General features: G+C 68.1%; 14 protein-coding genes. 3 read left to right on the forward strand and 11 right to left on the reverse strand.

The window, feature by feature from the left end; genetic code table 11:
* Positions 1–137 precede the first annotated feature (137 nt).
* From I71_RS27650 to I71_RS27685, 8 genes are all read right to left on the reverse strand, one after another.
* Positions 138–1280 carry a hypothetical protein gene (locus I71_RS27650; RefSeq protein WP_042701614.1) on the reverse strand — a complete coding sequence of 381 codons (1143 nt, stop codon included), beginning with the start codon at positions 1278–1280 and terminating at the stop codon, positions 138–140.
* Positions 1281–1307: 27 nt separating this feature from the next.
* A complete protein-coding gene (locus I71_RS27655) occupies positions 1308–1676 on the reverse strand; it encodes a hypothetical protein (RefSeq protein ID WP_042701617.1) in 369 nt (122 codons plus the stop codon).
* Positions 1677–1703: 27 nt separating this feature from the next.
* On the reverse strand, positions 1704–2498 hold the full coding sequence (locus I71_RS35320; protein WP_049976368.1) for an OmpA family protein: 795 nt from the start codon (positions 2496–2498) through the stop codon (positions 1704–1706).
* Between the two features lie 118 nt (positions 2499–2616).
* Positions 2617–4188, reverse strand: coding sequence for a DUF4384 domain-containing protein (locus I71_RS27665; protein ID WP_042701620.1), 1572 nt, complete (start codon positions 4186–4188; stop codon positions 2617–2619).
* A gap of 69 nt (positions 4189–4257) precedes the next feature.
* Positions 4258–4842: a DUF4399 domain-containing protein gene (locus tag I71_RS27670; protein WP_244434089.1), complete on the reverse strand. Its 585-nt coding sequence runs from the start codon at positions 4840–4842 to the stop codon at positions 4258–4260.
* Between the two features lie 38 nt (positions 4843–4880).
* Positions 4881–5315 carry a DUF4399 domain-containing protein gene (locus I71_RS27675; RefSeq protein WP_042701625.1) on the reverse strand — a complete coding sequence of 145 codons (435 nt, stop codon included), beginning with the start codon at positions 5313–5315 and terminating at the stop codon, positions 4881–4883.
* Positions 5316–5509: 194 nt separating this feature from the next.
* Positions 5510–5908 (reverse strand): hypothetical protein, encoded by a 399-nt coding sequence (locus I71_RS27680; RefSeq protein WP_042701629.1) that lies wholly within the window; start codon positions 5906–5908, stop codon positions 5510–5512.
* A gap of 75 nt (positions 5909–5983) precedes the next feature.
* Entirely contained in the window at positions 5984–6382 is a 399-nt protein-coding gene (locus I71_RS27685; RefSeq protein ID WP_042701631.1) for a RidA family protein, read from the reverse strand.
* A 151-nt stretch (positions 6383–6533) separates the two neighbouring features.
* On the opposite strand from I71_RS27685, the gene I71_RS27690 reads away from it, so the two are divergent.
* Positions 6534–7130 (forward strand): TetR/AcrR family transcriptional regulator, encoded by a 597-nt coding sequence (locus I71_RS27690; RefSeq protein WP_042701633.1) that lies wholly within the window; start codon positions 6534–6536, stop codon positions 7128–7130.
* 83 nt (positions 7131–7213) lie between these two features.
* Here the strand turns inward: I71_RS27690 and I71_RS27695 are convergent, their stop codons facing one another.
* Positions 7214–7576, reverse strand: coding sequence for a c-type cytochrome (locus tag I71_RS27695; RefSeq protein WP_375731223.1), 363 nt, complete (start codon positions 7574–7576; stop codon positions 7214–7216).
* Between the two features lie 358 nt (positions 7577–7934).
* Between I71_RS27695 and I71_RS27700 the strand changes: the two genes are divergently transcribed.
* Together I71_RS27700 and I71_RS27705 are read left to right on the forward strand one after the other, a co-directional pair.
* Positions 7935–8780, forward strand: coding sequence for a LysR family transcriptional regulator (locus I71_RS27700; RefSeq protein ID WP_159107444.1), 846 nt, complete (start codon positions 7935–7937; stop codon positions 8778–8780).
* Positions 8781–8934: 154 nt separating this feature from the next.
* On the forward strand, positions 8935–9171 hold the full coding sequence (locus I71_RS27705) for a hypothetical protein (protein WP_042701639.1): 237 nt from the start codon (positions 8935–8937) through the stop codon (positions 9169–9171).
* A 12-nt stretch (positions 9172–9183) separates the two neighbouring features.
* Here I71_RS27705 and I71_RS27710 read toward each other — a convergent pair whose 3' ends face one another.
* Positions 9184–9483, reverse strand: a complete 300-nt coding sequence (locus I71_RS27710; RefSeq protein ID WP_042701641.1) for a DUF3325 family protein — start codon at positions 9481–9483, stop codon at positions 9184–9186.
* The coding region (locus I71_RS27715) for a PepSY domain-containing protein (protein WP_042701644.1) at positions 9476–10636 on the reverse strand (1161 nt) is incomplete at its 5' end. The genes I71_RS27710 and I71_RS27715, both read right to left, overlap by 8 nt.

The raw sequence follows: 10636 nt of genomic DNA on the forward strand, positions 1-10636 counted from the left end.
CGGCCAGCCATCCGCGGGACCTTCAGGGGCGATCCGGCGCAAGGTGGGCCGGCGGCGGATCGCCCACCGCCGGTTTCAAGGGGCCGGGAGCCTCCGGCCCTTCCCCCGGATTAGCCGGCGGACCGTCCATCCGTCCCTCACCGAACCTTCAGGATCAGCTGGGCCGAGGCCACTTCGGTCTCGCGCAGGCGGGACACCGCGCGGTCGAGCTGGACGGCGGCCTCCTCCGGAAGCGGACGGAAGGCGGCGGCCCGGCCGGGCATCTCGCCGTCGAGATTGCGGCTGGCGGCAATGCAGCGCACCTCCAGATCGGCCGCACCCTCGCCGGCCCGCAGCGGCATGCGGTCGCCGGACAGGCTGATCGGCACATTGCCCATCACCCGGGCGCTCATCGTGGCCCCGGCCGGGAAGATGGGGATCAATTGGGCACGCGCGTTGCGCAGATAACAATAAAGATTGGCGTCGCGGTCGGTCTGGACCAGCAGCCGGATGTCCTCTCCCGGCCGGTAGGCGACACCGGCCCCGGATCCGGCAGCCGGATCGGCGGAGAGGAAAAGGTCGAGCGGCACCGTCGCGTCGCGCAGGGACGCCATCGCCGCGCCGATCTGCCCGGCACAGCCGGCCGATGCCATGCCGACCGCCAACGTCGCACCGCCCGCCGCCTCCACCATGCGGAGACGCAGCGTGCCGACCGGCGTGCCATCCGGCCGCAAGGCGACGATGTCCGTTCCGTCCGCCAGCGGCAGACTCCGCGGCCAGGGCACGGGACCGGCATCGTTCCAGCCGACCGTCGTGCGCTCCGTACCGGCCTGCAACAGCAGGCGGTCGAGGCCCGGTTCGGCCGGGCGACGCAACAGGGGCGGGCTTCCCGCCTTGACGCACTGGGGACCGGACGCGGACGGGTCGATGGCGAGCGCCTTTTCCAGCGCCGCGTCCAGCGGGTTTCCCAACGCCCGCGCGGCACCGAGATCGCTCTGCATGAAGCGGTCGTCGCCGGGGCCGGCACGGGCCGACACCGCGCTGTCCACCGTCCCGGCGGGCATGCCGTCATAGGGGCCGCGCAGCCGCAGCAGCCGGCCGTTGGCGAACAGCAACGTCGCGGTCGCCCCGTCGGGAAGCCGGACCGCCTGCCCGTCGCCGACGAGCTGGCCCTGGACATAGCCAGGGGCGCTGGACGCCACCACCACCGCCTCCGCCGCGGCCTGACCGCAGACCAGCGCAAGGCCGGCGGCGGCACCCAGCAGATATGTGGGCGGATATGAGAAATGTCTCTTCGTCATGATCGTCACCTCCTGGTTTGGAAGGACTCAGTCCCGCTCCCGACCTTTCCCCTCGTCGGGGGCGAGCAGACAGGCGGTGCGGGATTGGGTCACCACCGACACCGCGCTGTCTGCCCCGCCGTTGCGGCGGAAACGCAGCCCGTTCATCTGGCTGGCGATGCTGAGCGAAACGACGGCAAGATCCTCTTCGTCGATGATCTTGTGGCCGTCCTGCCAGCATTGGACCCGGACCCGCGTGCCGGCGGGGACGACATCCACCCCACCCGCGGTACCGCCGGTTGTCGCCCCGGAGCTGTCCGCGCTCTTCTTGCGGACCACCGTGGCATCGGCCGGTGCGGCGGCAATGGCGACAGCGGCCAAGCCCAGGCAGGCGGCGAGAAACAAGGCGTGTTTCATGGCATGCCCCTCCGGTCCGGCCGCCGCTCAATGGGTCGGCTTGAATTCGACGCGCCGGTTGCGGCCGTCATAGGGATTGGCGGCGAGCGGCGCGGTCGGCCCCTTGCCATCGACGGTGATGCGCTTGGGGTCGATCTGGTGGACACGGACCAGATACTCGCCAACCGATACCGCGCGGCGCTGCGACAGCAGCATGTTGTAGGGAAGGCTGCCGCTGGCGTCGGTGTGACCCTCCACCGTCAGCCCCAGGGTGGGATCCTCCTTCATCAGCGCCCCGACGGCGTCGATGTAGGAGGCGGACTCGGCGGGGATCTCGGCGGAGTTGAGGGCGAAGTTGATGCGGAAGCCGAAAGCCTGCGGTGCCGCTTCAGGCTCTGCGGCGGGCGCCGCGGCAGGCGGCTGGGCGGCGGCCATCTCGGCAGCAGGCGCCTCCGTCCGCACCTCCTGCCGATGCTGCTTGTGGGCAGGGCGACTGGGCACCGGCTGCGGAGCGGGTTGCGCCACAGGCTGCATCTCGGGCTGGGGAGCCGGCTGCGCCGCCGACGGGACCGGTGCCGCGCTGTAATTGACGTCGTCGATGGGCCGGGGCCGCTTGGCGGCGGCTCCGGCCGTACCGCCGATGATCTCGATGCTGCGGGTGCGGATCTTCGGTTCGGGCGCCACCACCTCGCGCAGTTCCTCCACGCTGGGCGGCCGGTCGAACATCATCACCTTCGAGGATCCAGCCCCTTCCACCGTCTGGGCGGATACGGAACCGGCCCAGGCGGCGGCCAGCATCGGCAGGGTGGCGGCCAGGGCATGGGTGAGAGCGGATTTGGTCATTCGAGGCTCCATCGGCAGGAGAGGGAATGCTGTTGCCCCTGGTTCTACCGCCGCCTCCCCCTCCCGCGCTGTGAGCCGGCCAACAGTCGGCGGCGATTTCCGGCAAACGCTTCGGGACTCACTCCCCCTGCGCCAGCGTGCCGGGCAGCACCTTCACGGTCAGCCGCTTGGCGCGGGCATCGCTTCCCTTGGCCGTGGCGTAGGCGTTGATCACGTCGTCCAGGGCGGTGCCGGGAATGGGCTGCAGATCCTCGCTTTTGAAGGCTTCCGGGATCCGCACGCCGATCTCGTCGTGGGACAGGACGCAGGCGACCGTCTCCTCGGCATTCGGGCGGTCCATGCGCAGGTTGAAGGGCTTCTGCACGCCTGGGGGGATTTCCACCTGCCGGCCGGCCTCGACGAAGGCGTCGGGCTGGAACCGGTTGGGATAGATGCGGGAAACCGTGCCGGCGGCATCCTGGTAATAGCAATAGACGAAGCCGTCCGCCGTCGGCTGCACGCGCACCACCAGCGCCTCGCCGGCACGGTAGCGCGGCGCCGGCCCGCGGTCGGACGACAGCAGCAGGTCGAGCCGGGACGGCGACGGCTGGGCACGCGGCAGCCCCTCGCCGCCGGCATTGCTGACGCTCTGCAGCTTGGCCGGCGGTGCACCGCCGCCCTGGCTGCCTTGGCCGGGCGGCTTGGCGAGCAGGCGCTGGTAGAGGTCGAAATCGATGCGGCCGGTGGCGATCAGGTCGTTGTCGGCCTGGAAGCGGCCGGCGGCCTCGGCGGTCCGCTGGTCGAGCTGCCCGTTGACCGGCCCGTCGTAATAGCCCTGCGCCGACAGCGCCCGCTGGACGAAGCTGACGCGCTCCGCCGGTGCCATGCCGTCGAACCAGCCGCGCGCCTCCGCCATGAAGGCGGGGTTGGTCTGGTCGATCCCCAGGCATTGCCAGTAGGGCACGCGGGTCAGCTTGCCCAGCACTTCGATGGTGCTGAGTTCGACCAGCGTCCGCACGCCCTGGTGCAGCCCTTCCGACCGGTTCAGCGAGATGTTGAAGGACAGCCCGGCCTTGCCGATCACCCCGCCGGCATCCGCCCCGCGCCCCGACGACACCACCGCCAGCGTGTTGGACGCCGACATGCCGGGGATGATCTGGCGCGTCACCAGCTCCCCGACATTGAGGTCGACCGACACCATCGACACCACCTGATCGGCCGACACGCCGAGGTCGAGCTTGGGCAGCGACAGTCCGGCCGACGCCGCCTCGCTGACCACATTGTCGTCCAGCTGGGTGATGGCGCCGCGGATGTAATAGGACGGTGCGCGGAAGTTCGGCTGCACGCCGATCATCCAGTACAGCGCATTGACGTCGTCCAGCGCCGGCTCGAAATCCACGAAGCGGAAGGCGCTGGAGGTCTCCGACATGCGGGAGACGGCGGTGATCAGCATTTCCTTCGTGCCGCCGGCCACCCGGCCCGTGGCATCGGGCAGGCCGTTGGCGGTGATGTAGATGTCACGCTTGCCGTGGGTCCACAGCAGCGTGTCCATGCAGCGCAGCGCCTCGCTGAAGCTGCTGATGGTGCGGACGGCCGGGGTCTTCGGCTGCTGCACCACACGCGCCATCTCACCGGAGGTGAAACAGCCGCCCAGCGCCAGCGTCAGGCAGGCGGAAACCGTGACGGACCCAAGGAACCGGACCATGCTCATCGGCGCTGTCTCCCGTGGTTTGGCGCGTCCGGCTCCGTGTCCCCTGCCGTCAGGCCGGCCTGAAGCCGGTCACTGCGCCGACAGTTGCTGACCGCGGTCGGCGCGGACCGTGATGGTGATCTTCTTCGACATGATCGGCGGGTCGTGCGGCACATGGTCGGCATCGGCCAGAACCAGTTGCAGCGTGTGGCGGCCGGGCGGCAGTTCCAGGATGGTTTCGGTCTGGCCCTTGCCGAAATGCAGGTGCTGCCGGTCGCTGGGGATCGGCTCGTCGAAGGTCTTCAGTTCGGTGTCGATCAGCAGATGATGATGCCCGGTGCCGTCCTTGCGCACGCCGGCCGGCGCCACGCCGAAATTGCGCAGCCCGAACCACACCTTGAAACGTGTCCCGACCACCTGTCCGTTGTTGGGCCAGCCGATGTAGAGCCAGGCATCCTTGCGGCCGGGCGTCCGTTGAGCGGCGCCGGTTCCGGCCTGATCGGCCTTCCGATCGGGCGCGGCGGCTTCGGCCGCAGCGGCAGGCATCCCCGTGCAAAGCACCGGCAAAGCCGACAGCAACCCCCACAATGCGGCGCAGGACAGCGCGCAGGATCGCGCATCGAAGGTGGCATGTCGGCCGCGACCGGCCGAAGGCGCGGGAAAACTCGACGTCATGGTGCCCTCCCTGGCAGACATGAACCGACCGGCTTTGGTCAGCGGACGGTGATGGTCACCTTTTCCGACATCACCGGCGGGTTGTGCGGAATATGGTCGGCGTCGCCCAGCACCATCTGCAGCGTGTGGGTTCCGGGTGGAAGCTCCAGCCGCGCCTCGGTCTGGCCGGCGCCGAAATGCAGGTGCTGCTTGTCGTTGGGGATCGGTTCGTCCGGGTTCGTCAGGTCGGTGTCGATCAGCAGGTGATGGTGCCCGGTGTCGGCATGGCTGACCCCGGCCGGCGCAATCCCCATGTTCTGAAGCCCCATGCGCACCCAGAATTTTCCGCCAGTGATGACCGTCCCGTTGGAAGGCCACAGGATGTAGGCACGCGCGTCATCGGGCGCCTTCGCCCGGTCGGCCATTCCCTGCCCAGCCAGCAACAGCGGCAGAAGCAGCAGGGCGCCGACTGCGATCACGGCAGTCCGCAGCATGGTTTCCCCCTGAATTCTTCGATGCCATTTGTCCGATGACCCCGATCTTAGTCTTCGTCCGGGAGGCAGGACCCTCCGAATTCTTGGGTAATCCCATCCCGTTGGAAATCGCCCCGATCCTGCGTCCTCTCCTTCCGAATTGGCGGACGATTGCCGCCGCCGTCCCTATCATTCCGGGTGACGGCGTCCCCTTCTCAGCGCTTGATTCCGAACAGTTGCTCGTTCAGGGCCGCGCGGTCCGTGCCCACGGTTCCCGCAGGACGAACCGCCGGCGGCATGCCGCCGCCCATGGGCAAAGCCCCCATGGTCCCGGCATTCGTCCGGCCGCCTCCCATCCAGGGCGGAAAGGCGCCTCCGGGACCGGCAGCGGCGGGCGGCACGTTGCCGATCCGGCTAGCCAGCATGGAAACCGCGGCAGCCGACAACGGCACGCCACCGGACTGTACCTCGAACGCGGCGGCCGGCCGGGCAATGACCGGCTGGACGATGGCGGCGACCGCCGCGACACTGGACAGGCAAAGGGTGACGGTGGCAAGGCGGCGCATCGGGGCGTCCTCCGCGTACGGGTCCAGGGGCGGGGCCAGGGGCGGCATGACCCTATCCTGCCGCACCCCATCCGCCATCCGCTGTGGCCCGGGCCACAGGTTCCCTCGAAACGCCAGACAGTCTCATGCCGTCGCCGGGATGCGGGCGACGACCTTGATTTCGAAGTCGAACCCCGCCAGCCAGGTCACCCCGACCGCTGTCCAGTTGGGATAGGGCTGGTCGCCGATCACCTTGTCACGGACGGCCATGACGGTCTCGATCTGGTTGGCCGGATCGGTGTGGAAAGTGGTGACGTCGACGACATCGTCGAAGCTGCAGCCGGCGGTCTTCAGCACATTGGCGAGATTGTCGAAGGCCAGTTGCACCTGCCGTCCGAAATCGGGTTCCGGCGAGCCGTCCTCACGGCTGCCGACCTGTCCCGAGACGAACAGAAGGTCGCCTGAGCGGATCGCCGCCGAGTAGCGGTGCTGTTCGTAGAGCGCGTGCCGATTGGCGGGAGTGATCGCGTCGCGTTGAGCCATGGTCAGTGTCCTCCTTGGAAACCGGGTTGGCCGGCATCGGGCTTCACAGCGCGGGCGCAAGTTGATATACGCCACGTATGTGGACGACAACACACATACGGTGCGTATGTCAACTCACATACGATACGTATGCAAGCCGGTGGAGAAGGCCATGGTGGGCAGAAAGCGGTCCGAGATGATGGAGGAAACCCGCGCCAAGCTGATCGCCTCCGCCCGCAAGGCCTTCACCGAAAAGGGATTCGCCGCCGCATCGATGGATGAGCTGACGGCGGAGGCCGGGTTGACGCGGGGTGCCCTCTACCACAATTTCGGCGACAAGCGCGGCCTTCTCCAGGCGGTGGTCGACCAGCTCGACAGCGAGATGGCGAAGCGTGCGCACGAGGTCGCCGGCCAGGCCGGGACCGACTGGGACGGATTGCTGGCCGAAGGCGTCGCCTATATCGAGATGGCGCTGGATCCCGAGGTGCAGCGCATCGTCCTGCTCGACGGTCCGGCCTTCCTGGGCGATCCCTCGCAATGGCCGAGCCAGACCGGCTGCCTGCAACTGACGCGGCAGACGGTGGAACGGCTGATCGCCCAGGGCATCGTCAGGCCGCTCGATCCAGAAGCAGCCGCCCGGCTGTTGAACGGGGCCGCGCTGAACGCCGCCCTCTGGGTGGCGGCCAGCGCCACGCCGCAGGATGTCCTCGCCAAGGCCGTGGAGGCGTTCCTGGCCCTGGCGGAAGGGTTGCTGGCGCGTCCGTCCTGACGCGCGCAACCCTGGAAACGCCACAGCCCCGCATTGGCGGGGCTGTGGTGACCGACGGCACGATTTCTATCGCCCGTCCGCCGTTACTTGGACTCGCTCTTCAGATAGGCGATCAGGTCCGCACGCTTGGCATCGTCCTTGACGCCGGCGAAGGCCATCTTGTTGCCGGGCAGGGCGGCCTTGGGATCCTTCAGATAGGTGTCGAGCTTCTGCTCGTCCCAGACATAGCCGGCGTCCTTGACGGCCGCGGAATAGCTGAAGCCGTCGGCACTGCCAGCCTTGCGGCCGACGATGCCGTGCAGGTTCGGACCGACGCGGTTGGGACCACCGGCCTCGATGGTGTGGCATGCCTTGCAGATGTTGAACACCGTCTTGCCCGCAGCGGCATCGCCATCGGCGGCCTGCGCGGCGACGGTTCCACCGGAAATCAGAATGACGGACGCCAACAGAATATTGCGCATGACGAACACAGCGGAACTCCCATTCTCTCAACATTGTCTCCGGCCACCCCAAGGAGCCGGACAGAGCGGTCGGCCGGTTCGCATCCGGCAGTCCAAGCGGAAGCTACCGGCGGCCTGGAAGGCCAGAAAGCGAATTTAACCGATGGTTGTCATCGGCTTTTCCGATACCATTTGGCCGCATCAGGAGAACCGGCGGTCACGGCTGCAGCCAACGGGTGCGACGAATCGTCTCACGCTCCCCGGTCGCGATCAAGCCGGCGATGGCCTAGGTCTGCTGCCCCCAGGTCCCGGAGGCAACCGGTTGCCGATGCGGACAGTCAAGCGAGGTGTCATGGATACGGAAATGGCGCGGACATTTCTGGAGGTCACGGCGGCGGGCAGCTTCATGGCCGCCGCCGACCGGCTTCATGTGACCCAATCGACGGTCAGCACGCGCATTCAGCAGCTGGAGCAGCAGCTTGGCTGCCGGCTGTTCGTGCGCAACAAGACCGGCGCCACGCTGACCACCGCCGGCCTGCGTTTCCAGCGCCATGCCGTGGCGATCCTCCGCCTGTGGGAACAGGCCCGCCAGGAAGCCACCCTGCCCGCCGGCCACAAGGCATTGCTGCGCATCGGCAGCGAGGCCGGCCTGTGGAACCGGCTGCTCTACCGCTGGATCCCCTGGATGCGGCGCAACGCCAACGACATCGCTCTGCGATGCGACGTCGGCCTGCCGAACGGGCTGCTGCAGGGACTTCAGGACGGGACGCTGGACGTCGCCGTGCTCTATTCGCCGCGCGCCCTGCCGGGCTTGTCCATCCGCCTGCTGCTTGAGGAGGAACTCGTCCTCTTCCGCATGCCGGCGGTCGAGGATTACCTGGAAGAACCCTATGTCCACATCGACTGGGGCGACGATTTCCGCCGGAACGTCCGTCTGCACCGCCCCGACGCACAGTCGGTCCCGGTGTCGATCGGCGTCGGCACGCTCGGGCTCGACTATGTCAAGCAATGCGGCGGCACCGGGCATTTCCCCCGGCAGCTCATCCAGCCGCTTATCGACGCCGGCCAGGGCGAGATCCTGCCGGAAGCCCGCCCCCTCACCCTGCCCATCTATGCCGCCTACCCGACCGATGCCGACGACGCCATCATCGACCCGGCGCTCACGGGACTGAAGATCATTCTCGGCGGACAAGCGGACGCCCAGGGTTGAATCAGAAAAAGTCGATGGATACTATCGGTTTATTTCGCTTTTTCCGATGGTTGCCGCTGCCTAGGATCGGTTTCGCCGGACGGGAAGCCGTGCGCATGTCGCGCCGAACGCCTGCCCGCAGCCCATCCAATCAAACATCGAAGGTTTCGATCCGATGTCCATGCAGCTGGCACAAGCGTCCCTGCTCGAAGACGAACGCACCCCGGCGGGAACGATCACGGCGGAGACGGCCTCCCGCCGGCTCGAATCGCCCTATGTCGTGTTCCCGTCGCTGATCCTGCTGCTCATCATGCCGCTGGGGATCGTTTTCCATCCGGCCTGGCTCGCCACCGCCGCCGAGGTGGGCGTGGTCGTGATGTTCGTCGCCATCTTCCGCATGATGCGCATGTGAGGCCTCCGGCGGTCAGCCACGGGCAGCGCGGGTTCTCCAGGTGACGGTCGCCGCGACCGCAAGCGCCCCCGCGCTCAACGCCAGCAACCACAGCAGAATGCCGAAGCCGGTTCCGTCATGGCGTATGGCGACGGACAGCGCCGCCGCCAGGCACAGCAGTGCCGCGAGCCGCAGCCGGAACACCGTGCGGCGCGGCGGCCCCCGGCGGGAGTCGATCAGATCGCGCCAATGCCGTTCCACCGACAGGGCAAGGGCGGCAAAAGCGAGGCAGCAGAGCCCGAACAGTCCGGGAAGCGCCAGGGCATCAGGCATGATCGGTCACCTTCGCCAGAGTTGAAAGATCGGGATGCGTCCGGCGCACCAACCGTCGCGAAACGCACCACGCGGTAAAGGCGGTCAGCGCCAGCACCAGATCGACACCCAGCACGGCCCAATCGGCGGCGCCCACGGCACGGACCGGATGCTCCCCCGTGGTGATCCAGTTCAGCACCACGCAAGCCCCCGCCAGCAGGGCGACGGCGGCGCATTGCCCGCTCCAGGGCGGATCGGTCCGGGTGCGGATGGCGGCATGGATGGCGCTGGCGATCCAGCTCAGAAAGAAGACGCCGACCTCCACCAGCTCCCGTGACGGGATGCCGGCCGGCAGCAGCCGGTTGGCCGCCATCATCGCCAGCGTGGCGATCAGCAGGCCGGTGGTGCTGCCGCAGGCGATGGCGGCGACGCTGCGCCATCCGGCACCGGGCGTCACGCCATGGGCGACCCGCCGCTTCTCCATCCAGTACAGCATCCCGGTGCCGATCAGCACGCAGCCGGCCAGCCCGAAAACGAAATACAGCCAACGCAGCGGCCAATGGTCGAAGGCGGCGAAATGCAACCCGGACAGCAGGCGGTGCGTCGCCACCACCGGACCCGGCGGCTGGTACTTCAGCAAGGCGCCGGTGACGCCGTCGAAGAAGACCGGCTGGACGTCCAGGCTGAGGCGGTCGCCGGTATCGCGGTTGATGCGGACGACCGACGCCGCATCGCCGGCATTGTAGACGAACACCACGGCCGCCTCGCCCCCGCCCCACAGCTTGCGGGCCTCCGCCACCATCGGATCGAGGGGAGCCAGGGGGGCTGCGATGCCGCTGCGCGGCCTGCTGTAGTTGCCGAGCGCATCGTCGTAGAACCGCCGCACGTCGCCGCCATACAGCGCCTGGACACCGGCCGGCAGCACGATGGGCAGGACGATGACGATGCCGGTGATGGTGATCATCAGATGAAAGGGCAGCACCAGCACGCCCGTCAGATTGTGCAGGTCGAGCAGGGAGCGGCGGAGCTGGCCCCAGCTGCGGAAGGTGAAGAAGTCCTTGAAGATCCGCGCATGGATGATGACGCCGGAGATCAGCCCGGCCAGCATGGCCACCGACGCGAAGCAAACGATCCAATAGCCGATGAAACCCGCCCGCAAATGCAGGCTGTAATG

The sequence above is a fragment of the Azospirillum sp. B506 genome (assembly GCF_000333595.1).
In the GTDB taxonomy this organism is placed as follows: Bacteria; Pseudomonadota; Alphaproteobacteria; order Azospirillales; family Azospirillaceae; genus Azospirillum.